Source organism: Glycomyces halotolerans (assembly GCF_054779575.1).
The window spans coordinates 41,191-65,479 of record NZ_BAAGXZ010000007.1; the positions used below are offsets into that span (position 1 = coordinate 41,191).

General features: G+C 71.2%; 28 protein-coding genes and 1 other RNA gene. 19 read left to right on the forward strand and 10 right to left on the reverse strand.

Going from position 1 to position 24,289, the window contains the following annotated elements; genetic code table 11:
• Positions 1–30 precede the first annotated feature (30 nt).
• The 4 genes from ACYVL2_RS08255 to ACYVL2_RS08270 all read right to left on the reverse strand — a co-directional run bounded on the left by ACYVL2_RS08255 (position 31) and on the right by ACYVL2_RS08270 (position 5,372).
• Positions 31–897 carry a fructosamine kinase family protein gene (locus ACYVL2_RS08255; protein ID WP_460542093.1) on the reverse strand — a complete coding sequence of 289 codons (867 nt, stop codon included), beginning with the start codon at positions 895–897 and terminating at the stop codon, positions 31–33.
• A gap of 95 nt (positions 898–992) precedes the next feature.
• On the reverse strand, positions 993–2,105 hold the full coding sequence (gene serC, locus ACYVL2_RS08260) for a PLP-dependent aminotransferase family protein (protein ID WP_460542095.1): 1,113 nt from the start codon (positions 2,103–2,105) through the stop codon (positions 993–995).
• A gap of 45 nt (positions 2,106–2,150) precedes the next feature.
• Entirely contained in the window at positions 2,151–4,205 is a 2,055-nt protein-coding gene (locus ACYVL2_RS08265; RefSeq protein ID WP_460542097.1) for a PIG-L family deacetylase, read from the reverse strand.
• A 78-nt stretch (positions 4,206–4,283) separates the two neighbouring features.
• Positions 4,284–5,372, reverse strand: coding sequence for a citrate synthase 2 (locus tag ACYVL2_RS08270; protein WP_460542099.1), 1,089 nt, complete (start codon positions 5,370–5,372; stop codon positions 4,284–4,286).
• 356 nt (positions 5,373–5,728) lie between these two features.
• Here ACYVL2_RS08270 and ACYVL2_RS08275 point away from each other — a divergent pair, with 356 nt between their 5' ends.
• The 8 genes from ACYVL2_RS08275 (at position 5,729) to ACYVL2_RS08310 (ending at position 11,851) form a co-directional block, all read left to right on the forward strand.
• Positions 5,729–6,625 (forward strand): aldose 1-epimerase family protein, encoded by an 897-nt coding sequence (locus ACYVL2_RS08275; RefSeq protein WP_460542101.1) that lies wholly within the window; start codon positions 5,729–5,731, stop codon positions 6,623–6,625.
• A 254-nt stretch (positions 6,626–6,879) separates the two neighbouring features.
• Positions 6,880–8,058 (forward strand): CpaE-like family protein, encoded by a 1,179-nt coding sequence (gene ssd, locus ACYVL2_RS08280; RefSeq protein ID WP_460542103.1) that lies wholly within the window; start codon positions 6,880–6,882, stop codon positions 8,056–8,058.
• Positions 8,055–9,230, forward strand: a complete 1,176-nt coding sequence (locus ACYVL2_RS08285) for a CpaF family protein (RefSeq protein WP_460542105.1) — start codon at positions 8,055–8,057, stop codon at positions 9,228–9,230. Before ssd ends, ACYVL2_RS08285 begins: the two co-directional genes overlap by 4 nt.
• Positions 9,227–9,889 carry a type II secretion system F family protein gene (locus ACYVL2_RS08290; RefSeq protein WP_460542107.1) on the forward strand — a complete coding sequence of 221 codons (663 nt, stop codon included), beginning with the start codon at positions 9,227–9,229 and terminating at the stop codon, positions 9,887–9,889. Before ACYVL2_RS08285 ends, ACYVL2_RS08290 begins: the two co-directional genes overlap by 4 nt.
• Complete coding sequence (locus tag ACYVL2_RS08295) at positions 9,886–10,488, forward strand: type II secretion system F family protein (protein WP_460542109.1); 603 nt, start codon at positions 9,886–9,888, stop codon at positions 10,486–10,488. The genes ACYVL2_RS08290 and ACYVL2_RS08295 overlap by 4 nt, the downstream gene beginning before the upstream one ends.
• Positions 10,489–10,833: 345 nt before the next feature.
• Entirely contained in the window at positions 10,834–11,028 is a 195-nt protein-coding gene (locus ACYVL2_RS08300; RefSeq protein ID WP_460542350.1) for a DUF4244 domain-containing protein, read from the forward strand.
• Entirely contained in the window at positions 11,025–11,396 is a 372-nt protein-coding gene (locus tag ACYVL2_RS08305; RefSeq protein WP_460542111.1) for a TadE family type IV pilus minor pilin, read from the forward strand. The genes ACYVL2_RS08300 and ACYVL2_RS08305 overlap by 4 nt, the downstream gene beginning before the upstream one ends.
• Positions 11,393–11,851, forward strand: a complete 459-nt coding sequence (locus ACYVL2_RS08310; protein ID WP_460542113.1) for an Rv3654c family TadE-like protein — start codon at positions 11,393–11,395, stop codon at positions 11,849–11,851. The genes ACYVL2_RS08305 and ACYVL2_RS08310 overlap by 4 nt, the downstream gene beginning before the upstream one ends.
• 329 nt (positions 11,852–12,180) lie before the next feature.
• Here ACYVL2_RS08310 and ACYVL2_RS08315 read toward each other — a convergent pair whose 3' ends face one another.
• Entirely contained in the window at positions 12,181–12,585 is a 405-nt protein-coding gene (locus ACYVL2_RS08315) for a VOC family protein (RefSeq protein WP_460542115.1), read from the reverse strand.
• Positions 12,570–12,872, reverse strand: a complete 303-nt coding sequence (locus ACYVL2_RS08320; RefSeq protein ID WP_460542117.1) for an ArsR/SmtB family transcription factor — start codon at positions 12,870–12,872, stop codon at positions 12,570–12,572. The genes ACYVL2_RS08315 and ACYVL2_RS08320 overlap by 16 nt, the downstream gene beginning before the upstream one ends.
• A gap of 218 nt (positions 12,873–13,090) precedes the next feature.
• On the opposite strand from ACYVL2_RS08320, the gene ddaH reads away from it, so the two are divergent.
• Positions 13,091–13,939, forward strand: coding sequence for a dimethylargininase (gene ddaH / locus ACYVL2_RS08325; RefSeq protein WP_460542119.1), 849 nt, complete (start codon positions 13,091–13,093; stop codon positions 13,937–13,939).
• Positions 13,940–13,956: 17 nt separating this feature from the next.
• Here the strand turns inward: ddaH and ACYVL2_RS08330 are convergent, their stop codons facing one another.
• Both ACYVL2_RS08330 and ACYVL2_RS08335 read right to left on the reverse strand, forming a co-directional pair.
• Entirely contained in the window at positions 13,957–14,460 is a 504-nt protein-coding gene (locus tag ACYVL2_RS08330) for a hypothetical protein (protein WP_460542121.1), read from the reverse strand.
• Between the two features lie 111 nt (positions 14,461–14,571).
• On the reverse strand, positions 14,572–15,105 hold the full coding sequence (locus tag ACYVL2_RS08335; RefSeq protein ID WP_460542123.1) for a hypothetical protein: 534 nt from the start codon (positions 15,103–15,105) through the stop codon (positions 14,572–14,574).
• A 193-nt stretch (positions 15,106–15,298) separates the two neighbouring features.
• Here ACYVL2_RS08335 and pdhA point away from each other — a divergent pair, with 193 nt between their 5' ends.
• Genes pdhA through ACYVL2_RS08350 form a run of 3 tightly spaced genes read left to right on the forward strand, consistent with a single transcriptional unit; the run spans position 15,299 to position 18,762 of the window.
• The gene (gene pdhA, locus ACYVL2_RS08340) at positions 15,299–16,456 is read left to right on the forward strand and encodes a thiamine pyrophosphate-dependent dehydrogenase E1 component subunit alpha (protein ID WP_460542124.1); all 1,158 of its coding nucleotides are present in this window, start codon (positions 15,299–15,301) and stop codon (positions 16,454–16,456) included.
• The gene (locus tag ACYVL2_RS08345; protein ID WP_460542126.1) at positions 16,456–17,430 is read left to right on the forward strand and encodes an alpha-ketoacid dehydrogenase subunit beta; all 975 of its coding nucleotides are present in this window, start codon (positions 16,456–16,458) and stop codon (positions 17,428–17,430) included. Before pdhA ends, ACYVL2_RS08345 begins: the two co-directional genes overlap by 1 nt.
• Positions 17,431–17,442: 12 nt before the next feature.
• Complete coding sequence (locus ACYVL2_RS08350; RefSeq protein WP_460542128.1) at positions 17,443–18,762, forward strand: dihydrolipoamide acetyltransferase family protein; 1,320 nt, start codon at positions 17,443–17,445, stop codon at positions 18,760–18,762.
• 820 nt (positions 18,763–19,582) lie between these two features.
• Here the strand turns inward: ACYVL2_RS08350 and ACYVL2_RS08355 are convergent.
• Complete coding sequence (locus tag ACYVL2_RS08355; protein WP_460542130.1) at positions 19,583–20,290, reverse strand: hypothetical protein; 708 nt, start codon at positions 20,288–20,290, stop codon at positions 19,583–19,585.
• 5 nt (positions 20,291–20,295) lie between these two features.
• Positions 20,296–21,054 (reverse strand): GntR family transcriptional regulator, encoded by a 759-nt coding sequence (locus ACYVL2_RS08360; RefSeq protein WP_460542132.1) that lies wholly within the window; start codon positions 21,052–21,054, stop codon positions 20,296–20,298.
• 154 nt (positions 21,055–21,208) lie between these two features.
• Here ACYVL2_RS08360 and ACYVL2_RS08365 point away from each other — a divergent pair, with 154 nt between their 5' ends.
• From ACYVL2_RS08365 to ACYVL2_RS08395, 7 genes are all read left to right on the forward strand, one after another.
• Entirely contained in the window at positions 21,209–21,709 is a 501-nt protein-coding gene (locus ACYVL2_RS08365; protein ID WP_460542134.1) for a hypothetical protein, read from the forward strand.
• A 15-nt stretch (positions 21,710–21,724) separates the two neighbouring features.
• Positions 21,725–21,982: a hypothetical protein gene (locus ACYVL2_RS08370; RefSeq protein WP_460542136.1), complete on the forward strand. Its 258-nt coding sequence runs from the start codon at positions 21,725–21,727 to the stop codon at positions 21,980–21,982.
• A 4-nt stretch (positions 21,983–21,986) separates the two neighbouring features.
• On the forward strand, positions 21,987–22,451 hold the full coding sequence (locus tag ACYVL2_RS08375; RefSeq protein WP_460542138.1) for a hypothetical protein: 465 nt from the start codon (positions 21,987–21,989) through the stop codon (positions 22,449–22,451).
• Positions 22,448–23,218, forward strand: coding sequence for an ABC transporter permease (locus ACYVL2_RS08380; RefSeq protein ID WP_460542140.1), 771 nt, complete (start codon positions 22,448–22,450; stop codon positions 23,216–23,218). The genes ACYVL2_RS08375 and ACYVL2_RS08380 overlap by 4 nt, the downstream gene beginning before the upstream one ends.
• Before the next feature lie 98 nt (positions 23,219–23,316).
• On the forward strand, positions 23,317–23,532 hold the full coding sequence (locus tag ACYVL2_RS08385) for a hypothetical protein (protein WP_460542142.1): 216 nt from the start codon (positions 23,317–23,319) through the stop codon (positions 23,530–23,532).
• Positions 23,531–23,598: hammerhead ribozyme type II (locus ACYVL2_RS08390), an RNA gene on the forward strand. Before ACYVL2_RS08385 ends, ACYVL2_RS08390 begins: the two co-directional genes overlap by 2 nt.
• Entirely contained in the window at positions 23,584–24,231 is a 648-nt protein-coding gene (locus ACYVL2_RS08395) for an NUDIX domain-containing protein (protein ID WP_460542144.1), read from the forward strand. Before ACYVL2_RS08390 ends, ACYVL2_RS08395 begins: the two co-directional genes overlap by 15 nt.
• The last annotated feature ends 58 nt before the right edge of the window (positions 24,232–24,289 follow it).

Sequence of the window (24,289 nt, forward strand, 5' to 3'; positions counted from 1 at the left end):
GTCGCGGCGGGCCGGTCCCTTTTCACACGGTCACCGGTAGCGTTCGACCACGCCCATCAGCCCGGCCCGGAAGGAGCGCCCGAACAGCGTGGTGTGGACCAGCAGCGGGAACAGTTGATGAAGGCCGAGCCGCTCGCGCCACCCGTCGGCCAGCGGCGCGAGCTCGGTGTAGCCGGCGAGGATCTCCTCGAGCAGCGGCACCCCGCCCCACAACCGCAGGTTCGCCAGGTCGGTCTCGCGATGGCCGCCGTGCGCGGCCGGGTCGATCATCCAGGCCCGGTCGGCCGCCCAGTGCACGTTGCCCCACCACAGGTCGCCGTGGGTGCGGGCGGGCGGCTCATCGGGCCCTGCCAGATCCGGCAGCTTGGCCGCCACCGCCTCGATCGCTTCGACGTCGGCGGCGTCGAGCGCGCCGTTGTCGCGCGACGGCCGCAGGTACGGTGCGATGCGACGCTCGGCGTACCACTCGGCCCAGGTGGAGCCGGCCGCGTCGTTGTCCATGAACGTCTCGCCGATGTAGCCGCGCCAGGGCGCCCCGAACCGTTCGGCCCCGGCCGCGTGCATTTGCGCGATCTGGCGGCCCAGCTCGACCGCGTGCTCCCGGGTCGGCTCGGCCGCCTCGATCCACGGTTCGACGAGGATCCGGTCGTCGGCGTAGAGGACCTCCACGACCGACGAGGTCGCCTCCCGCAGCCACCGCAGCCCGTTCGCCTCGGCCGCGAGGTATCCGGGCCGGTCGCCGTGGGCGAATTTGGCGAACGCCGAGGAGCCGTCGTCGAACGTCAGGCGCTGCGCCGAGGCCGACGCCTCTGATTTGACCGGGGTGGTGCGGACCCGCTGGTGCTCGATGAGGGTCGGCAGCAGCCGCAGCCGCGCCGGGTCTAGGGCTTCTTCCACGATCCCAAATCTAACCGAGGCGACGCCGGGGCCGGGGCCGCGAAGCGCCGATACGGCCGCGGACCGGACCACCGGTCCGGCCCCAGGACTCGTCGCTAGGACAGCCGCTCGACGACGTGGTCGATCGCTTCGGTCAGTTTGGCCGCGTCCGCGGGGTCCACGGCCGGATAGGTCGCGATGCGCAACTGGTTGCGGCCCAGCTTGCGGTACGGCTCGGTGTCGACGATCCCGTTGGCGCGCAGTACCTTCGCGATCTCAGCGGCGTCCACGCCGTCGAAGTCGATCGTCACCACCACGTTGGACCGCAGCTTCGGGTCCGCGACGAACGGCGACGCGAAGGCGCGCGATTCGGCCCACGAGTACAGCGTCCCGGCCGACTCGGCGCAGCGCTTGGCCGCGCCGTCCAGGCCGCCGGCGGCGTTGAGGGCGTCGACCTGCTCGGCGGCGAGGAACACCGTCGCCACCGCGGGAGTGTTGTACGTCTGGTCCTTGCGGGAGTTGTCGATCGCGGTCTTCAGGTCCAAGAACGCCGGGATGTAGCGGCCCGAGGCCGCGATCCGCTCGGCTCGCTCGATCGCCGCCGGGCTCATCAGCGCGATCCACAGGCCCCCGTCGGAGGCCAGGCCCTTCTGCGGCGCGAAGTAGTAGCAGTCGGTCTCGCGCATGTCGACCGGCAGTCCCGCCGCCGCGCTCGTCGCGTCGTGCAGCATCAGGCCCTCGCCGGGGACGCGCTTGACCTCGACGGCCACGCCGGTGGAGGTCTCGTTGTGCGGCGTGGCGTACACGTCCACGCCCGCTTCGGCCTCCAGGTACGCCGCCGAGCCGGGCTCGGCGGTGACCACGGTCGGTTCGCCCAGGTGCGGGGCGGATTTGACGGCCCCGGCGAACTTGGAGCCGAACTCGCCGAAGCTGGCCGCCTGCGCCCGGTCCTCGACGAGGCCGAACACGGCCACCTCCCAGAAGGCGGTGGTGCCGCCGACGCCGAGGACGACCTCGTAGCCGTCGGGGAGGGCGAACAGCTCGGCAAGGCCGCTGCGCAGTCGCCCCACCTGGTTTTTGACCGCGCTCTTGCGGTGGGAGGTCCCCATGACGGACGTGCCGACCCCGGCCAGCGCGGCCATGGTCTCGGCCGGCACCTTGGAGGGGCCGGATCCGAATCGCCCGTCGGCGGGAAGCAGTTCGGCGGGGATGGTGATCTCGTCGGTCACTTGGGGCTCCGTTCTGGTCGGTCCTGGGCCTCACAATAGCCGCGCTCAGTCGCCTTGCCGTAGCGCGGGTGCCCACGCCGTGGGCGGCGCGTCACCGGCCGCGGAGGCGGCGGTGTAGACCTCGCCGTCGGTGCCGACGGCCCACAGCCGCAGGCCGCCGGCCGCGTCGAAGGCGATGGCGGGGCGCCGGGTGAGGACGATGTCGCCGTGGCTCCAGCGGATCTCGGGCCGGACGGCCGGGCGGTGCTCGAGGTCGGCCGGGGCGATCGTGGCGACCGCGGGGGCTCCGGCGCCGTTGTCGGCGGCCACGGCGACCGTCCCGTCGGGTGCGACGGCCACGGCCGGAGGGAGGATGCCGCCTTCGAGTTCGAGGAGCGTCGCCGTCCACGACCGGCCGCGCCCGTAGTGGAGGACGACGTCGGCGCTGCCGGCGCTGCGGGAGGCGACGACGATCCGGCCGTCGCCGGCTCCGGCGGCGGTGACGCCGCTGGCGGGGATGTACCCGGGTTCGCCGCCGACGTGCGGGAGGTCGAGGTCGCGGGTGGTCCAGCCGTAGGCGGCCCACTGCCATATCGCCAGTCCGGCGGGGGTGGCGGCGACGATCTCGATGCGGCCGTCGGCGGTGGCGTAGGCGGCGGGGGATTCGTGCACCATGCGGCCTTCGAGGTGGGTCCAGTCGCTCCAGGCGTGTCCGAGCGTCTTGGTGCGGATGTGGAGGCCCCGGGTGGGGCTGCGGACGGCGACGAGGGTGGTGGTGCCGTTGTCGGCGGCGGTGGGCAGTCCGACGCGGCGGGCCGCTTCGCCGGTGCCGGCGGGGTTGCCCAGGTCGGTCCATTCGCCGTCGTCCAGGTCGAGGCAGTGGAGGTCGCGTCGGTGGGCTTCGGGGTCGCCGGTGTGGTCGGGGCTGATGCCGAACACGCGGGAGCGGGCGACGGCGATGGTCGGCAGCAGGTCGGGTCCGCCGGTGTCGGCCCAGCCTCGGTCGGTTTGGAGGCGGAGCCTGGTGCCGTGGACGGCGACCGGCCGCAGCCGTCGGTCGATCGCGGCTCCGGCGACGGCGGCGGTGTAGCGCGGGTGGGTGCCCATGCCGTAGGTGTCGCCGGTGTCGGGGCCGACCACGAGGCGGTCGCCGCAGCCGGCGAGCGCGCCGCAGTCGAGGCCGTCGGCCCAGGCGTAGACGTTCAGGGCCCGGCCTTTGACGTCGCGGTCGGCGGCGCCGAGGTTGCCGGGCCAGCGGCGGTTGTAGTAGCCGCGCCAGGATTCGATGACCGAGGCGCCGCCCCATTCGCGGACGGCGTCCCAGGCGAACAGGGCGGCGGCGGTGTGGTCGATGTGGTCGGAGTAGCCGGTCTGCTCGGCGCCGAGTTTCGGCCCGACGACCTGGTCGGGGTCGGGGTCGAGGGTGTTGACCACGGCGGGTCGGTACCGGTCGAGCAGTTCGAGGAGGGTGGCGCGGACGGTGTCGCGGTCGACGGTGGCCTCGGCGGTGAGCGGCGAGTCGGTCGGCGGCAGGACGAGGGAGGCGTCGAGTCGGCCCTGCCACAGGGCGATCAGGCGCGTGTAGTCGCCGGTGATCCGGCCCAGGTTGGTCCACAGTGAGCAGAAGATGAGGTGGACTTCGGGGCGGTCGCGCAGGACGCACATTTCGACCTGCTGCCCCGAGTCGAGGTCGACGCAGGTCCGGTCCCAGGGCGATTCGGAGTCGCCGGTGGCCAGGTAGGCGTAGGCGCGGCGCAGCCCGGTGTTGCGGGCGGCGGAGTATCCGGCGAAGTCGGGCGCGCCGGCGGGGTCCTTGGTGTTGCGTCCGTCGGCTTCGCCGGCGGTGAGGACGACGGTGCAGCTGCCGGCTCCGGTGGCCAGGACGCGTGCGATGCGCGGGTTGATGAAGTACAGGCAGTCGTCGGGGTGGGCGACGATCTGCATGTGGACCGGGTCGGTCTGCGGGTGCGGCGGCGCCTCGCGCGGGTCGCGGGCCGAGTCCCACATCGACCAGGCGCCCTCGGCGGCCGCGGCCGCGACGGTGAGACCGGCGAGGCCTCCGATCAGAAGGTCCCGCCGGCGCAGCGTGGGGCGTCGGGGCGCCGGGGCCGGGGAGGGCATGGGTCGGTCTCGTTCGGCGTCGGTGGGCGGTGGGTTTCCGGCCTCATCCTAACCGAGCGGGACCGGCCGGGCGAGACGCTACTTCCAGCCGTCCACTTCGGATGGCTTGCGGGGTCCGGGGCCGACGTATTTCGCCGACGGGCGCACGATCCGGCCCAGCTGCTTCTGCTCGAGGATGTGGGCGCTCCACCCGGCGACGCGGGCGCAGGTGAACATCGGCGTGAACAGGTCGGCGGGCACCTCGGCGAAGTCGAGCAGCACCGAGGACCAGAACTCGACGTTCGTCGCCAGGACGCGGTCGGGCTTGCGGGCCTTGAGCTCGGCGAGGGCTGCCTTCTCGAGCGCCTCGGCGACCTCGTAGCGGGGCGCGCCCAGTTCCCTGGCCGCGGCGCGCAGGACGCGCGAGCGCGGGTCCTCGGCGCGGTAGACGCGGTGGCCGAAGCCCATGAGGCGGTCGCCGGAGTCGAGCAGATCCTTGACGTAGGCGTCGGCGTCGCCGCGCCGCTCGACCTCTTCGATCATGTGCAGCACGCGCGAGGGCGCGCCGCCGTGGAGGGGACCGGACAGGGCGCCGATGCCCGAGGAGATCGCCGCGGCGGCGTCGGCGCCGGTGGAGGCGACGACGCGGGCGGTGAAGGTGGAGGCGTTCATGCCGTGCTCGGCGGCCGACATCAGGTACGTGTCGACGGCCTTGACGTGGGCGGGGTCGGGTTCGCCCCTCCAGCGGCGCATGAAGCGCTCGGTGATGGTCTCGGCCTTGTCGATCTCCGACTGCGGGACGGCGGGCCGGCCGGATCCGCGGGCGGACTGGGCGATGAACGACAGCGTGGTGACCGAGACGCGGGCGAGGTCGTCGCGGGCGGTGTCGTCGTCGACGTCGAGCAGGGGCTTGAGGCCCCAGAACGGGGCGAGCATGGCGACCGCGGCCTGGGCGTCGACGCGGGTGTCGCCTGAGGAGACCGGCACCGGGACCGGTTCGGCGGCGGGCAGGCCATTGCCGAACTTGCCGTCGACGAGCAGGCCCCAGACGTCGCCGTAGGAAGTCTGGCCGACCAGGTCCTGGATGTCGACGCCGCGGTAGCGGAGCGCTCCACCTTCCTTGTCGGGCTCGGCGATCTCGGTCTCGAAGGCGACTATGCCCTCGAGCCCGGGCTTGAACTCAGACATCGTTGTACTCCTGAGTGGTTGTCCCTGTGTATGCCGACCGGGGGCTTCCGGGAGGCGACGGTTCGTAGTTGTTGGGGAAATGGTGCCTCAATGCGTTCGGCTACGGAAGTCCGAGCTCGGCGAGGGCCATCACGTTCCGGTGTTCAAAAGCGGCGCAAAATTCGAGGGAAGCGTCGTGAGCGGTGGTATTTGTACTGTTCTGCCGGAATTGATGGGAGGGTTTCGATAACGAGTCTTGTCGATTTCAACGGTTCGTTGCGATCTCCCCCACATCGATACGCGTGCCGCAGGTCATCCTCGATGAGCTAACGTCAAGGCACATCCCGCCCGTCCCAAACGACATGGAGGTACCCACGATGGCGCTGTCCGGCGAGCAATGGTCTATCGCCTACAACGACCACGAGGCGACCATCGTCGGTGTCGGCGGCGGCGTACGCTCCTACACCCACCGCGGACGCCAGGTCGTCACCACCTACGGCGACGAAGAGCTCGCTCCGGGCTGGGCCGGCCACGTCCTGGCGCCCTGGCCCAACCGCGTCCGCGACGGCAAATACTCCTACGGCGGCGAAGAACACCAGCTGCCCATCAACGAGGTCCACACCAACTCCGCCCTCCACGGCTTCGCCGCCTGGGCCGACTGGACCGCCTCCGAGGTCACCGACACCTCGGTCACGCTCGAATGCCGCATCCCGGCCCGCCCCGGCTACCCCTGGACGCTCCTGCTGCGCACCCGCTGGTCGGTCGGCCCCGGCGGCCTCCGGGCCGCCCACACCGTCTCCAACCCCGGCACCCGGACCGCGCCGTTCGGACTCGGCACCCACTGCTACCTCGCCGCCGGCGGCCTCGACCGCGTCGACGACGCGACCCTGCACGTCCCGGCCAAGAAGAAGCTCAAGCTCGACAAGCAGCAGATCCCGGTCGGACAGACCTCCGCCGACCTCGCCGAGCCGACCGTCCTCGGCGACCGCGCCATCGACGACGCCTACGGGCAGCTCGAACGCGGCTCCGACGGCAAGGCCGAAGTCCGCCTCGCCGACCCGGTCACCGGCGCCGCGACCGTGGTCTGGATGGACGAGTCCTTCGACTGGGTCCACATCTACACCTCCGACGGCCTCGAAGGCGACCGGTACCGCGCCGCGGTGGCCATCGAACCGACGACCTGCCCGCCGAACGCGCTCGGCAGCGGCGAGGACCTCGTCGAACTCTCGCCCAGCGAGGCGTGGTTCGGCGTCTGGGGCATCCGCCCCGAATAGCCGGCCGGCCACACCGACACAAGGGACCGTCACAGAGCGACGGTCCCTTTTCGCATGCTCCCGCCACGGTCATCCACAGCACCGCCCCGATCGCACCTCTAACGCGCGAAACGCCTCAGCGGCGCCGCTGCCAGGCGTTTCTCCTCAATGGCCCGAAGTTATCCACAGGCGGCGAAACTTTTCCTTGCCATCTCTTGACAGGTCCGTCATGGTTACTCCAGGCAATCAAATAAACACGAAAAGTAGGAGTCATCATGATCGCGACCGCAGGCGCCCAGACCGCGAACACCGACCACCGGCCCGACGCACCCGCACCCCGCACCGGCGAATCCCTCCTCGTCACCGCCGACGACCGCCTCGCCGAACTCGTCACCGCCCTCGCCGCCGCATCCGACCACCCCCTCCGCCGCGTCAGCGACCCCGCCGCCTCCGAACCGCACTGGCAGCGCGCCCCGCTCGTCATCGTCGGCGCCGACATCGCCGCCGCCTGCCTCGAACGCGGCCTGCCCGAACGCCGCGACCTCATCCTCTGCACCACCATGGCCTGGATCGGCTCCGACCCCGGCGACACCTCCATACTCTGGCCCATCGCGATCCGACTCCACGCCGACCACGTGATCGCACTCCCCGAAGCCACCGACTGGCTCCTCGACCGCTTCACCCGCACCACCCGCGACACCACCCCCGCCCCCACCATCGCCGCGGTCGCCGGCCACGGCGGCGCCGGAGCCTCCACCCTCGCCCTCGCCGCCGCCACCGCCGCCGCATCCGAAGGCCGCCGCGTCGCCCTCATCGACCTCGACCTCACCGGAGGCGGCATCGACTCCGCCGCCGGCCTGGCCGCCCAACCGGGCTGGCGCTGGCCCTCACTGACGGCCGGCACCGGCCAGCTCGAACCCGAACGCCTCCTCTCCGGACTCCCGCAGCGCGGCGGCCTCCACCTGATCGGACCGGACCCGCGCAACCCCGAGCCGGTCCCGGCCGCGGCCCTCGAACGGGTCCTGCACGCGGCCAGGATCGCCGCCGACCTGGTCGTCATCGACCTGCCCCGGCAGCGCACCGAAGCGGCCGTCCGCGCGGCGGCGGCCGCGCGGACGGCGGCGGTGGTCCTCGGGCCCTCCCAACGCGCCTGGGAAGCCGCCCGGAGCGTGATCGCCGCATACACCGCCCACACCGCCCGCCTCGGCATGATCACCCGCGGGCGGACCGGTCCGCGCCCCGAACCGGCCCCCGACCGCACCGAGCCGCCCGTGTGGGGCGCCGTCCCCGCCGACGACCGGCTTCCCGAACGGCTGCGCCAAGGCAAGCCGCCCCGCTCCCGCACCGCCCGCAGGCTCCACGAACTCATCGCCGAACTCGCCCGCGCCCGCCTCGACGCCGCCGAACCGAGCGCAAGCGCCCCCGCACTCGACCCGGCCGGAGCCGCCCGATGAACCTCGAACTGATCCACCGCGTCCGGCGCCAACTCGCCGCCCAGTCCGAGCCTGGCCCCGACCGCCGCCACCGGCGCCGCCCGGCCACGGCCGACATCGTCAAAGCCCTCCGAGCCGCCGGCGCCGCCCCGCCCGACCAGCCGGCCCTGCTGCGACTGTCGGAACAGGTCGCCGACAACCTCACCGGGGCCGGACCGCTGCAACCGCTCCTGGACGACGCCACGGTCACCGACGTGGTCGTCAACGGCGCCGACGGCGTGTGGATCGACCGCGGCGAAGGACTGGAGACCGCCGCCGTCCGCCTCGGCGACAACGACACCATCCGCTCCCTGGCCTGCCGGCTCGCCGCGGCCGCCGGCCGCCGCCTCGACTCGGGGAACCCGTACGCCGACGTCCGGCTCCCCGACGGCACCCGCTTCCACGCGATCCTCCCGCCGATCGCCGCCGACGGCCCGTACCTGTCGTTCCGCACCCACCGGTCCAAAGCGTTCACCCTCTCCCAGCTGGTCGAGGCCGACACGCTCACCGCCGACATGGCCGACCTGCTGCTGCGCGTCGTCACCGGCCGCATCGCGTTCCTGGTCACCGGCGGCACCGGGACGGGGAAGACCACGCTGCTGTCGAGCCTGCTGTCGGCCGCCGACGACACCGAACGCATCGTCATCGTCGAAGACGCCGCGGAACTGGCCCCGGACCACCCGCACACGCTCACCCTCGAAACCCGACCGGCCAACATCGAAGGCGCCGGCACGGTCGACCTGGCCGCCCTCGTCCGCCAGGCCCTGCGCATGCGGCCCGACCGCATCGTCGTCGGCGAATGCCGAGGCGCCGAAGTCAGCGAACTGCTCGGCGCGCTCAACACCGGCCACGAAGGCGGCGCCGGAACCCTCCACTGCAACGCCGCCGCCGACGTCCCGGCCCGCCTCGAAGCGCTCGCCCTCCCGCACGGCATGCCCCGAGCCGGACTGCACGCCCAGCTCGTGGCCGCCCTGCGCGTCATCGTCCACCTGCGCCGCCGAGGACCCGGCCGCCAAGTCGCCGAGATCGCCGTCATCGACTCGGGCGACACCCGCGGCCGCCACGGCCTGACCGTCGCCACCGCCTGGACCCGGCACGGCCCCGGCCCGGCGGCCGGCATCCTCGAACGCCTGCTGAGGGAGCGCCACGCATGACCGCGACGATCACCGCACTGCTCACCGCCCGACCGCGCACCACGACCATCGCCGCGGCGGCCCTCGCCGCCGTCGCCGCAGCCTGGCTCGCCCACGGCATCGGCCCGGTCGCCATGACCACCGCGGCACTGACCGCCGCGGCCTACGCCGCCGCCGCGGTCACCACCCGGCGACGCTCCCTGCACCGGAAACGACTCGAGCTGGCCCGACGCGCCGCCGCCGACACCGTCGCCTACCTCGCGGCCGACCTCGCCGCCGGCACCGACCCCAACCGCGCCGTCGCGGCCATCGCCGCCGACTGGCCCCGCGAAGCGACCCAGACCACCGAACGGCTCGCCGTCGCCTGGAAAGTCGCCGCGGAACTCGGAGCGCCCGCCGCCGACCTGTGCCGCAGGCTCGCCGACCACCTCCGCGAGGACGAACAGGCCGCCTCCCGCACCAGAGCCCAGACCGCCTCCATCCGCGCCACCGCGGCCCTCCTGACCGTCCTGCCGGTCGGAGGCGTGGCCCTCGGCGAGACCCTCGGCGTCGGCGCCGTCGAATTCCTCCTGGCCACCCTGCCGGGCATCGCCTGCCTGGCCGCCGCGATGGCGCTGCACGCCGCCGGCCTGGCCTGGACCGGAGCCCTGGTGCGATCGGTCGGAGTGGAGGCCGCATGAGATCCAGAAGATTCCTCGCCCCGCTGATCGGCGTCGCCGCCGCACTGGCCGTCGGCGGCCCCACCGGCATCGCCGCGGGAGTCGGCGCCTGGTGGCTCAGCCGCCGCCTCCTCCACGCCGACCCCGACCGAGACGAACGGCGCCAAGCCGAACAGCTCGCTCCCCAATGGTCCTGGACCCTCGATCTCCTGGCCGCCGGGATGCGCGCCGGAGCCCCGTTCCCGCAAGCCGCATTCGCCCTCGCCGCGGCCGACCACGGGCCCATAGGCGAACGCCTCGCCCGATTCGCGCAGGCGATCCACCTCGGATCCACCGCCGACGAAGCCGCCCCCGAGCTGGGAAGGCTGCCCGGCGCCGACCGCCTCGCCAAGCAACTCGACCGCTCCTCCAGCAGCGGAGCGGCCATGGCGGGCGGACTCGAACAGCTCGCCGCCTCGCTGCGCTCCGAGCACCGCACCACCACCGAAGAGCGAGCCGGACGGGCCGCAGTCGCCCTCATCGGGCCACTGTGCCTGTGCTTCCTGCCCGCCTTCGTCATAGCCGGGATCGGCCCGGTGGTGTTCGGCATCGTCGCCGACACCGTCGCCGCCGGTCCCTGACCCCTGCCACCGACCACGACCCGAACGACAAGAGAGCACCACAACAGAAAGGCAGCGAACATGATCGCCGACGCAAAACCCGACCCGACCGTCCACCACATCGCCGGCACCGGGCCGGAACGCCCGACCCACTGCCCGGCCGCCTGCCGCCGCAGAGAACAGTGCGATCCCACCGGCCCGACCGCGCGACCCTGCCGTGCCGCGAACCGGGAGAGCGGCACCGACCTCGGACCGAAACCGCGCCGATCGGCCGCCCCCGAAGCGAGCCCGCCCGCCGACCAGGCGCCACCGCCGCGCCGCCGTCCTCGGCCCCGGCATCGCGACGACGAATGGAGCCCCGGCCGCATGAAGGGCGTGACCAAACCCAGCTGGGGCGGCAGGTTCGCCTCGAAGATGCGCGGCGAGAGCGGCATGTCCACCGCCGAATACGCCGTCGGCACACTCGCGGCCGTCGCCTTCGCCGGCGTACTGCTGAAGGTCCTCACCTCGGGAACCGTGCAGGGCGCGCTGACGAACCTCATCGAACGCGCGCTCGCATGATCCGCGTTCCCAAGCGCCCGAACCGCCGGGCGCGGCAGCGCGGCTTCGTCACCGCCGAACTCGCCGCTGTGATGCCGGCGGTCGTGGCCGTACTGGCGATGTCGATGTGGGCGGTGGGAACCGTCGGCGTCAAGCTCCGCGCGATCGACGCCGCCAACAGTGCCGCACTGGCCGCCGGCAGAGGCGAGGACGCCCAAGCGGTCGCCGCGCCCTACCTGCCCGACGGCGCGTCGGTGCGGATCACGATCGACGGCACGCTGGTGAGCGCGACCGTCACCGCTCCGTCGAAGCCGCTCGGGCCGCTCACACCGGCGGTCACGGTCAGCGCCCACGCCAGTACGCCGCTCGAGCCGGGAGTCGCCGAATGAACAGGCGAACCGACCGCCGAGCGCGGCGCGAACGACGACGCCGCCCGACCCGCTCCCGACGACCGTCCATACCGAGGCCCAGAGGCCCCACGCCGCCGCGGCTCTCGGAGCGGGAGCGCGGTTCGGCGACGGTCCTCATGATCGCAGTGGTGGCGGCCGTGGTGGTCTTCGCCGCCGGACTGGCGGCGATGGGCCAGGCCGGCGCCGCCAGGCACCGGGCGCAGGGAGCCGCCGACGCCGCCGCGCTCGCCGGAGCCGCCAAGGTGCTCCTGGGCGAGGCCGAGGCCTGCGGAGCGGCGGCGGCGATGGTGGAGGGCGGCGGGGCCGAACTCTACAGCTGCGAGGTGCGCGATGTGGAGGTGACGGTCCGCGTGTCGGTGAAACCGGCCGGAATTCCGGCCGTGTTCGGGCCGGCGCGGGCGGTCTCGAGGGCGGGCCCGGTCATGGCCGGCTAGCGCCGGCTCCAGTCCCGCGCCTTGCGATCGGATCGATGACACAACCGGGTCGCGGCGGCCCGGGCCTGGCCGCCGCGACCTCACATAGCGAGCCGGCCACGGCCGGCGACGATGTCGACGTAGCGGGTCGAGGAGGTGCGCGGGACCGTGTCCCGCCCCGGATCCCCGCGCGGGCGCGAGCCCGCTCTCGAATAGGGTGCTGGTCGGCGGTGGGTGGGCACGGGGAGGGGAGGGCCCCGGAAGACCGTCTCCGGTGCGGGGCTGGAACCCGACGGCTCCCGCGGGGAGCGGCGGCGGTGCCGCCGCCGGGTCGCCGCCTGCGGGCGCCCCTAAGCGGTTTCGGGCGGGGTCATCTCGGCGATCTGGATGAGATTGCCGCACGTGTCGTCGAAGATCGCGGTGGTCACCGGCCCCATAGTCAGCGGCTCCTGCGTGAACTTCACGCCGAGCTCCCGCAGCCGGTCGTACTCGGCGCGCACATTCTCGACCGCGAACGAGATGTAGGGGATGCCGTCGTTCGCCAGCGCCTCCTTGTACGGCCGCACCGCCGGGTGGTCGCTCGGTTCCAACAGCAGTTCGACGCCGTCGGGGCTCTCGGGCGATACCACCGTCAGCCAGCGGTTCTCGCCCCCCAAGGGCACGTCCGTCTTCGGGAGGAAGCCGAGCACTTCGGTGTAGAAGCGCAGTGCCTGCTCCTGATCGTCGACGTGGACGTTCGTCACGTGGATTCGCATGTGTCCTCATTCTTGGTAGGTCTGAGCCACCGGTCGGCGAGGCGCGCCAGCGGCGTGGTGTCGAGATCGTGGAACTTGTACCGGCCCTCGCGCCGGGACCGCACCAGTCCGGCCTCCTCCAGCACCGACAGGTGCTGCGAGATCGCCTGGCGCGATGAGTTGAGACCGTGCTTTACCGAGAGTCTCGCGCAGATCTCGAACAGTGTCTGGCCGTTTCGCTCGGTCAGTTCATCGAGAATCCGCCGACGGGTCGGGTCCGCGAGCGCCTTGAAGACCTCATCTGACATCAGGCCACCATATGCAAGTTCTCGCTTGCATGTCAAGCGGTGCCCGAGAGCGTGCCCTGTGTCACTGGCGTGGCCGGAGTCGTGCTCGAGCGGTCCGAGTTCCCGTCGTCGCGCCGCAAACGCATACCGCCTCGAGAAGGAGGCGGTTGGGTCACATTCGGACCGTCAGCGGCGTCGCCGCGCGCCTCCGAGGCCGCCGGCTGTCTAGACTCACCGCCATGGAGAACCACACCTCTTCGCCCGACCAGGCGCCCGCGACCCGGGCCCCCGGTCACCGCACCTATCTCATGTGCCGCCCCGCCTACTACGCGGTCGAATACGCCATCAACCCCTGGATGGACACCACCGCCCCCGTCGACACCGCTCGCGCCTGCGCCCAATGGGACGCCCTCGTCGAGACCTACACCCGGCTCGGCCACGAGGTCCTCCGCATCGAGCCCGAACCCGGCCTGCCCGACATGGTCTACGCCGCCAACGGCGCCTTCGTCGTCGACGGCCTCGCCTACGGCGCCCGCTTCCGCCATCCCGAGCGCACTCCCGAAGCCGACGCCCACGAGAAGTGGTACCGCGCCGCCGGCTGGACCTTCGCCAAGCCGGAGCACACCAACGAAGGCGAAGGCGACTTCACCTACCTTCCCGGCCGCGGCCTGATCCTCGCCGGCTGGGGCTTCCGCACCGACGCGCGCGCCCATGCCGAGGCCGCCGACGTCTTCGGCCGCCCCGTCGTCTCGCTCCACCTGGTCGACCCGCGCTACTACCACCTCGACACCGCGCTGGCGCCCCTGGACGACGACAACATCGCCTACTGCCCCGACGCCTTCTCGCCCGGCAGCCGGCTGCTGCTGGAGCGCCTCTTCCCCGACGCGTTGATCGCCGACGCCGCCGACGCCGCCGCGTTCGGTCTCAACTTCGTCTCCGACGGCGCCAACGTCGTGGTCAACGCCGAGGCCGCCGGCATGGTCCGCAAGCTCCGCGACGCGGGCTACGAGCCGGTGCCGGTAGACCTGTCCGAGCTGAAGAAGGGCGGCGGCTCGGTCAAGTGCTGCACCGCGGAGTTGCGCCGCTGAGAGCCGATGCGGCCCGCTCAGGCGGCCGCGAACGTCGACTCGAAACCGATCGGGGGCGCCGACGCCGCCTCGGCCACCGCTCCGGGGCGGCGGAACTCGCGCGCCAGGATCGCGTCGATCCGCCACACCCGCTTGGCGTGCGTGGCCGGAAGCCAGAAGTGCCACCGGTGCGGCCCCGCCGCGCCGGTGCCCTCCGACACCGTGAAGCCGACTTCGACGCCCGGTCCGTTCGGATCGGCCGACCACCGAAGGCGCTCGACCGCTCTGACCGGCGCGTCCAGGCAGAGCCGGACCCGGCCCAGCAGTCTCGACTGCCGTGTCACGACGATGCGTTCGGCGGTGAGCATGAGGACGCAGTCGCCGCCGGCGAGTCCGTCGGAGCCGACGCAGCCGCTCAGCAGCGCCACCCGGTCCCCGGGGCGCACATTGCGGCGGAGGAGTGGAACGTGCCGGCTCAGCACCGTCGTGGTCAGGCCGGCCTCGGCCGAGGAGGCGAGCATTGTGCGGGAGAAAAGGTCCATCTGGCTGTACCCCACAGATTTCCGTTGCGTTCGTCACTCTGCGATGCGCTCTGTATCTGTAACGGAAATCCGCGTATGCAAGTTACGGCTGCGGGCGGCCGATCCCAGGGCTCACCCCTTCGGTCGAAGTGGACCCACGATCTCCAGTTCGAGGACGAGCCTCGGCTTCGAATCCCCGTGCGAGCCGTCCTCGTCGCCGGTCGGCGGCGTCAGCGACTGGCACTCCTCGGGGTCGGCCGTCCGGCTCGGCGCGAGCCGCTCCTCGCTCCCGGTCTCGGCGCTCTCCTCCGGCGCTCCGCCGGCCTCGGTCGCCGCTCCGGCTTCCGCGTCCGGCCCGGCCGTCCGTATCTTCTCGGCCCGCGGCACCGAAGCGCCGCCGCCGCCCTCCGGCCGCTCCGAAGGCTCACTCGTGGGCTCGTCCCGATCGGGTCCCGGCGGATCGCCCGGGCCGCCCTCGATCACCACCGACTCCTGCGGCCACGCCGCCGGATCGCCGGCCTCGGGGTCGTCGTAGAACCCGGCCGAGTGCATGAACGCCCAGCCGATACCGGCGAACGACGCCACCGTCCCGGCGCTCACCCCCACCAGGGCGAGCCAGGCCCCCGGCGGCCACTTCACTTCACGATCGCTGCCCTCGCGGCCCACCGCGCGCTCCTTTCCGGCCACCCCCGTGCGACGAAACGCCCGTTCAGGACCGATGATGTCGATGATCTGACGGGGTGGCTACTCAGCGTCGAATGTCAGCCCACGAATGGTAGTTGGACGGCGGCTGCGGAAGCGCCCGCGCCACGGCTTTGAGATGCTTGGATGACCGAGATAACAAAACGAGGAGGCAACCATGGGCTCAGTTGACCGACCGCGCCCCGCCAAGAAGACGGCCAAGAGCCGTCGGAATTCCGCCTCGGCGAACGAACCAGAGTTCGTCCAACTGCTGACGCCCGAAGGGCGTCGAACCTCCCATCCCGACTACGACGTGCAGTTCACCGACGAGGAGTACCGCGGGCTCTACCGCGACCTCGCCATCACCCGCGAGCTCGACGCCCAGGGCACGGCCCTGCAGCGCCAGGGTCACCTCGGCCTGTGGCCGAGCCTCCTCGGCCAGGAAGCGGCTCAGATCGGATCGGGCCGCGCCATGCGCGAGCAGGACACCGTCTTCCCCGCCTACCGGGAACTCGGCGTCCAGTGGTGCCGCGGCATCGACCTGATCTCCTCATTCGCCCTGTTCCGCGGCGTCGACCTCGGCGGCCGCGACGTGGAGGCCGACCGCTTCCACATGTACTCGATCGTGATCGCCTCCCAGACCCTCCACGCCGCCGGCTACGCCATGGGCGTGGCCAAGGACGGCGCCGTCGGCAGCGACGACGGGGAGGCCGTCATCGTCTACCACGGCGACGGCGCCACCGCCGAAGGCGACTTCAACGAGGCCCTGATCTGGGCGGGCGTGTTCAACGCCCCGCTGGTGCTGTTCTGCCAGAACAACCAGTACGCCATCTCCGAACCGAACTCCCGCCAGTTCCGCGTCCCGCCCTACAAGCGCGCCGAGGGCTTCGGCCTGCCCGGCGTCCGCGTCGACGGCAACGACGTCCTGGCCTGCTACGCGGTCACCCGCCGCGCGCTCGACCGCGCCCGCAACGGCGAGGGTCCCAGCCTGATCGAGGCGTTCACCTATCGGATGCAGCCGCACACCACCTCCGACGACGCCACGCGCTACCGCGACGAGGCCGAACTCGACTACTGGCGCGCCAAGGACCCGATCCTGCGCTACCGCACCTGGCTCGAGGCCGAGGGCCTGGCCGACGAGGCATACTTCGCCGCGATCGAGTCCGAAGCCACCGAGCACGTGATGGAGTTGCGCGAGCGGGTGATGAGCCTGTCCGACCCGGAGGTGACCGAGATGTTCGACTCCGTGTACGTGGACCGGCCTCCACGCCTGGAGTCCGAGCGGGCGGAGGCCCTGGCCTTCCGGGCCTCGCTCGACGAGGGGAGTGAGTCCTGATGGCGACGATGACGATGGTGAAGGCCCTCAACTCGGGGCTCCGCAAGGTCCTCGAGGAGGACGACAAGGCCCTGATCATGGGCGAGGACGTCGGCCGCCTCGGCGGCGTGTTCCGCGTGACCGACGCCCTGCAGAAGGACTTCGGCGCCGAGCGGGTCGTCGACACGCCCCTGGCCGAATCGGGGATCATCGGCACCGCGATCGGCCTGGCCCTGCGCGGCTACCGGCCGATCTGCGAGATCCAGTTCGACGGGTTCGTCTACCCGGCGTTCGACCAGCTCGTGTCGCAGTTGGCCAAACTGCGCAACCGCTCCGGCGGGCGCCTGCGCCTGCCGGTGGTCGTGCGGATCCCCTACGGCGGCGGCATCGGCGCGATCGAGCACCACTCCGAATCGCCCGAGTCCTACTTCGTGCACACCGCCGGCCTGAAGGTCGTCACCTGCGCGAACCCGAACGACGCCTACTGGATGATCCAGCAGGCCGCCGACTCGGACGACCCGGTGATCTTCTTCGAGCCCAAGCGTCGCTACCACGCCAAGGCCGACGTCGACACCGAGAACGCCGCCTCCGGCCTCCACGAGGCCAGAGTCGTGCGGGAAGGGTCGACCGCGACCCTCATCTCATACGGCCCGACCGTGGACGTCGCGCTCGGCGCCGCCGGGGCCGCCGCCGAAGAGGGCCTCGAACTCGAGGTCATCGACCTGCGCTCGCTCTCGCCGATCGACTGGGAGCCGATTCAGCGCTCCCTGCGCAAGACCGGCCGCGCGGTCGTGGTCCACGAGGCGCCCCGCACCCTCGGGATCGGCTCCGAGATCGCCGCGCGGCTCTCCGAGGAGTGCTTCTACTCCCTGGAGGCCCCCGTGCTGCGCGTGACCGGCTATGACGTGCCTTATCCGGCGAGCCGCCTCGAAGAGGACTACCTTCCGAACCTGGACCGGGTGCTCGACGCCGTCGACCGGTCTCTCGAGTACTGAGGAGACCAGGACATGGGACAGAAGATCACGTTCAACCTGCCCGACCTCGGTGAGGGACTCACCGAGGGCGAAGTCGCCGCCTGGCTGGTCGAGCCCGGCGGCGAAGTGAAGCTCAACCAGCCGTTCGTCGAGGTCGAGACCGCCAAGGCCCTGGTCGAGGTGCCCAGCCCGTATACCGGCACGGTCGCCGAGCACCACGCCTCACCGGGCGACACCGTCGACGTCGGCGCGCCGCTGGCCACCTTCGAGATCCAGGGCGCGGCCGGCCAGGACGAACCCGAGGACGAGCCCAAGGAGAAGCCCGAGGACAAGCGCACTCCGAACCTCGTCGGATACGGTGCGAAGGAATCGGCCCCCAAGCGGCGCAAACGCAAGCGCGACGCCGAAGCCGAGACCGCGGCCGCCGAGCCGCCGGCGCCCGAACCGGCCGCCCCCGCCGAACCGGCCGCCGCGCCCGTCTCCGGGCCGACGCTGGCCAAGCCGCCGGTCCGCAAGCTCGCCAAGGACCTCGGCGTCGACCTCGCCGCCGTGGTCCCGACCGGTCCGCACGGCACGGTCTCCCGCGCCGACGTGGAAGCGGCCGCCCAGGCCCCGGCCACCCGGAACGGGCGTCGCCTCGCGCCTTCGGGCGGCGAGGAGCGGATCCCGATCAAGGGCGTGCGGAAGGCCACCGCGCAGAACATGGTGGCCTCGGCCTTCACCGCCCCGCACGCGACGGTGTTCCTCACCTGCGACGTGACCGGGATGATGGAGACCGTCGCCGAGCTGAAGGGCCGCAAGGAGTTCGCCGACGTCAAGGTGACGCCGCTGCTCATGGTGGCCAAGGCCGTCCTGCTGGCGTGCCGCCGCCATCCGATGGTGAACGCCTCCTGGGACGAGGCGGCCGGCGAGATCGTCGTCAAGCGCGATGTGAACCTCGGCGTCGCCGCGGCCACGCCGCGGGGCCTGGTCGTGCCCAACATCAAGGGCGCTCAGGACCTCAACCTCGTCGAGCTCGCCGGCGCCATCGGCGACCTCGTCCGCACCGCCCGCGACGGCAGGACGCCGCCGGCCGACATGACCGGCGGCACGTTCTCGATCACGAACGTCGGCGTCTTCGGCATCGACACCGGTACCCCGATCCTGCCTCCGGGCGAGTCGGCGATCCTGGTGTTCGGCGCCGTCCGCCCGCAGCCGTGGGTCCACGAAGGCGAGATCGCGATCCGGCAGATCACCACGCTGGGCCTGTCGTTCGACCACCGGCTCATCGACGGCGAACTCGGCGCGAGATTCCTCGCCGACGTCGGCGACTTCCTAGGCGACCCAGGGGAAACGCTCCTCGCCTGGACGTGATGCATCGCACCTGCGATTCGTTGGTCGATATCGGCCTCGGGTGTTGTAATTGAGGCAAGGAAACGACGAGGTAACACAACTTCGAAGTCTCCGAGCGTCGCGGCACGATGACTGGGAGTCGAGCGTCGACCGCGCCGGACGCCTCCGGTCTCACCCGGGGCCCACAACTTATCTCCTCCCACTGGTGCGGCCGACAGCGCCGAGTCGCCGCACCGCGGAGGCCCTCTCCAGGGGGTTCTCACACCGGCCGGGCGCCGCGTAGCCATGAGGGGTGGGCTACGACCGGTGCCCGGCCTCTATCTTTTCCAAGCACTCTTGCAGCCGGGACGGCATCTGACCAGCGCATACGCTCTCAGCTTCACGCCAAAGTGAATGCAACCATGTGTAGTCGTTGGCAGCTAATGGCAGCATCTCGTGGATACACGGTGGATACGGCTGCCCGGGCATCTTTCTAATGCTCATATGCATACTTACTTATATATTCAGATTAAGGAACCGCGCCGTGCAGCCCTGCCCAGCGGCTGAAACAGAGGGGCTGAGCTGGGACAATGCTGTATCTGACCCTTACTTGACCTAGGGTCAAGCACTGTTCGTCCGTTAGCGTGGCTCTCAGCAGGTTACGTTTCCGCAGGTCAAAGGCATAATGCTTGGGAAACTCCCCAATGTTTCAGCCTCACTCAACGCGAGTGCAGGGATGCTCGAATAAATGTACGCATCCCAGGTTTTCGCAGGTCACAGCCTTAGAGATGCGTGAGATGCGCGGGATGTGTCAGACGCACATCCCGCGCTCAATGGTGCGGCTCGCTTGGTTCCCAGCGCCTCAGAAACCGTCATCGACCGCTTGCGCAGCCAAGCGGGCCGATGCAGCCGCGCGCAGCTCTGAGTCGCTGCCAAGCTCTGTGTTGGAACTTGCGATGCTGGCGATGAACTCTAGTGCCGTGCCCTGCGACGCAGCCGGTATAGGAACGCCTTCGCTGTCTGCTAGTACGCCCCACTTGCTCCGATAGAGCAGATACTCGCTGAGGCGCTGTCCCGACTCAAGGACTGCGGGGAACGCGGTTCCGTCTATCCAGGTCGGGTGATAGTTGGGCTCAGTGACGTTCAGGTCGTCTACCTCATCGCTGGTAAGCCACAGAGCGACGTAGGCCGTTTCCAGCCCGGAGGCGAGCATAGGCGCATACGGCACGTATCCCGCCCGGCTGACGTGTGCCGAGAATCCGACGCCGATTCCGGTGGTACGCGCTGTGGTCACTGGCACCGCAAGCTTCGGGTCTTCTCGCCACTTGCGGCGTAGCTGTCCCGAGCTGGCGTTGGAGCCGATGGCAAGCACCGGTTTGCGCTCTGACAGTGGAGCGGCACCGTTGAGCCTGCCAAGTGCGGAGTCGACATCGAGGCGCTTTCCATCGAGGTCGACGGTCCACCCCTCGGGTTCAACGCGCATCGAGATGATCGCGTCATGGGTGACAATGCAGCTCCCGGGGACAGGAGTGCCCGGATAGGTGGCCGGATCGGCGATAGGCGAGGACATCGCAATCAGGCTCTCTGCTGCATGTCGAGTTCGAAGGTCACCTCGTTGCGATCGGCGGGCGCTACGGTGCGCATCACCCGCAGCACGGTCTCGTCCTCGCTGTATCCGATGTGAGTGATGTACGCGGCGGGTGTGCCTGCGGGCAGGTCGCCGAAGGGCGCTCTTTCCTCATCGGTCGGGATTCCCCAACTGATGCGGACGGTCACGTGCCGCTGCGGATGCCCGATCTGAGCGAGAATGCCCTGCGCGATCTGCACCGGCTTGGGGTCCAGCAACGGGGTTCCTTCGGCGATGGACTCGGGAAAGTATGAATCGGCTAGCTGCACCGGCCTCCCGTCCACGTACCGGATTCGGTGGCGGACGACCACGCGGGTGCCCTCATCGACCCCGAGAAGTTCGGCGATGTCAGCGGGCGCGAACTCGTGGGACACGCGCACCGTCTCTGATGGCTCCCTGCCTTGCTTCCGGACCTCGACGGCCCACGGGTCGGCGTTGGGAATGGTGACCCGTCCGGACTCGTAGCTCGACAGCGGCCAAACGAACCGCTCGAACTCCCGCACCCAACGGCCGGAGCCCCGGCGTGACTCCAGCAAGCCTTCCTTGGTGAGGCGGTCTAGCGCCTCTCGCACCGAGCCGCGACCGGCGCCGTATTCGTCGGCGAGCTCCGGTTCGGTCGGAATCTTGTTCCCTGCGGACCACTCGCCGCTCTTGATGCGTGTCCGCAGCTTGTCGGCAATTTCAGCCGGTTTCGTCTTCGCAGCCACATGACCTCCTTTGGGCCGAGCCTAGCAAAAGTTCGAACTTTTCTGCGCGTAGGGCTTGACAGTAGTCCGAACGTATGCCCATCATTATAAAAGTTCGAACAACTCGAACGATCCGAACAACTTCCGGGCGGCAGTCCGGCTCTAGGAGGTCCGCATGGTTCTTGATGATTCGCATCCGGTGGCGTCGGCGGCGGCGCGGTTGTGCCGTTCGCAGCACGGTCATGTGCCGTCGTGGGAGGACGTGGCGTGTCCGCAGTGCTGGGACGCGGCGTTGCTCGCTGACAAGGAAGCCGCCGCCGAGGCTGGCCTGGACGACCGGTGCCCGGCCGACCCGTACCTGATCGATGAGGTTGCCGTGGCGCGTGCGGTGGCCGGTGAGTCGGTCGAGCTGACCGTCCCGGAGTGGCACGCGGCCAAGCAGGCGCTGATGCACCGCCGGGGCGTGTGCGTGCGGCAGGCCCGGTTCATCCTGGCGCGCACGGTCACGGTCGTTGACGCTCTGGGCAACCCGCTTGACCAGTACCTGCGGGGCGTGGCCGCCCGTGGCGCTGCCTCTCCGGCCCGCATCACCCGTCTCGCCGCTCAGGCCCGCGAGCGTCGCCGTGCGGCGCGTCGGGCCGCTTTCGCATCCGCCGCCTGCGACCAGGCCGCGTGAGAGGAGTCCCCCCCAATGAACATCGCTTACAGCCGTGACGGGTTCGAGCTCGAAGTCGACGATGTCGTCTTCTTCCAGGGCCGCGAGCGTCGCATCGTCCGTATCCACAACGGCGGCGGCTTCATCTTCCTGGAAACGCCGATCGGCTACCAGGCCGAGGGCGTTGACCCGGCCCGGGTCACCTACGCCGCCCCCACCGCCACCGCCACCGACGCCGCCTCCGAGACCGACGAGACCGGCGCTGACGCGCCCGACGTGATCGAGGGGAGCTGAGCCGATGACCACCCTGACTACCGATGACCTGGCCGTGGTGGTGTCCGTGGCCGATGAGCGGGTCGAGGCCGAGGTTGAACGGCTGCGCTCCGGTGCCCGTGCTGAGGCTCTGGCCGCGCTGTTCGCCGACCACCTGCCCGCGCACCTGCCGCCGCTGCGCCTGTCGTGCCGGATCGACTTCGCCGGGCAGCCGCGCTTGAGCGCGATCCCCGCCCGGGTAGGGGACGAGTCCACGCGAGACCGGATCGGCGCGTTCGCGGCCTGGGTCGCCGACCAGGCTCCCACCGACTACACCGTCCGCGTCGACGAGGGCGACCGGGCGATGTGCACCGCGCACGTGATGCTTGCGGGTCTGCCGGTGACCCTGCGCCTGTTCCTGTGGCCCTGGGAGTGCGATCTCGACGCCGTGGCCGAGGCCGTCGCGGCGGCCGTCGAGGCCGCCCGTGAGGCGAAGGCGGTGCGCCGATGAGCTTGGATGCGATGACTGAGGCGCAGCGCGCCCGGGCCGAGGCCCGCGAGCTCTACCGCGCTTCGCTGGCCTCGGGTGATCCGCTGACCGGGGCGCAGCTCGCTGAGCGGTTCGGTCGGCGTGAGCGGTGGGGGCAAGAGCGCATCGCTGAGGCGAAGGCCGAGGCTCGCACGTCTCCTCCGGTGCCGGTCTCTCCGGCGGTGCCGTCGCCGTCGCTGCCGCCGGTCACCCCGCCGCGTGCGGAATCCGCACAGACGCTCTCACCGCCCGCGCCGTATGCGGAAACCGCAGGACCGGTCTCGGGTGCTGCGGAAACCGCACGAGACCCGCAGGGACCGCGTAGGCCGGTGCGGGTCTGGCCGGTGTGGTTGCTGCTGCTTCCGGCGGCGGTGGCGATCTGGTCGGGCTGGGTGGGGTTGGGCGAGATGGCCGGGTTCGGTGAGGTGCGGCCGCTGCCCGGTATCGCCGATGGCGTGGTCATCAACTCGGCGATCACGTTGCCGATCGGCATGGAGGTCTACGCGGCGTATGCGCTGTACGTGTGGCTGTCGGGCCGGGTGAGTGGGAAGGCGCTGGTCATGGCGCGCCGGTCGGCGGTCGCTTCGCTGGTCGTCGGCGCGGCCGGGCAAGTCGCGTATCACCTGCTGGCCGCCGCTGGGGTGGAGGCGGCGCCGTGGTGGATCACGGCGGCGGTCGCGTGTCTGCCGGTCGCGGTGGTCGGTATGGGCGCGACGCTCGCCCACCTGGTCAAGGCCGAAGCCGAGTAGCGGCGAAACCGGCCCTGCGCTACGGGGGCGGGCCGGTCGGTCGGCGGGTGGCTCCCCCGGCCCTGACGAAGCCAAGCCGAACACGAGAGGACATCGCGATGGCGAAGAAGGACTGGTTCAAATCCAAGGAGCGCGACTTCATGGTGCGCGGACTCGCCGAGGCCAAGCGCAACGGCGACCGCCGCCTGGCGAAGGCGTTCGAGGCCGACCTGAAGAACGAGGACAGGGCCGCGCGCAGGAACAAGCGCAAGAACGGCGGCTACCGCTCGCGTCCCGAGTGGCTCGACAAGTCGGCCTTCAACGACAGCCACTAGGCGAAACCGGCCCTAGAGGGCCGGTCCGTCCCGGGTGGCGCCGGGGCGCTGATGAGCCAGCCAATCGAGAGGACCGATTCGATGTACAACGTCACCACCCAAGACGGGCCCGACGCCGCCGACCCGCGCGCCATCGACTGGGCCGAGCGGAAGGCGCGCGCGGTCGTCTCCTTCGACCTCGACGAGACCGGCCTCCCGGTGAACCCGGTCGAGCCGGACCTACCCGAGGGGCGCGGCGGCCTGTGGCACTGGGGCGAGGCGGTCGCGGCCGACGCGATCGTGATCGCCTGGGCCGTCTCGGGAGCGGCCCGGCTGCTGATGGTCGAGCGTGAGGACGGCCACGGGTGGGCGCTGCCGGGCGGGATGCTCGACCCCGGCGAGACGCCCCGCGACGCGATGGGCCGCGAACTCGCCGAAGAGACCGGGCTCAACCTCGCCGCCGAGGTGTTCGACATGCGGCCGGGCCGGTACGTCCCGGACCCGAGGGCCGGGCGTAATGCCTGGATGGTGACCGTTCCCGGTGTCGCGATCCTGCTCACCGACACGCCGCCTGCCGTGGCCGGTGCCGACGACGCGCGGCGAGCCGAGTGGCTGCCTGCGACCACGTACGCCGAGCTGGCCGAGGCCGTCGCCGAGGCAGGCGGGCGCGTGTTCGCCTCTCACGTCGACCTGCTGCGCGCCGAGCTCGGCGACCACTGACCACACCCAACGGGCCGCCCGTCTGCTGGCGCTGCCGGGCGGCCCCACCACCCAACCG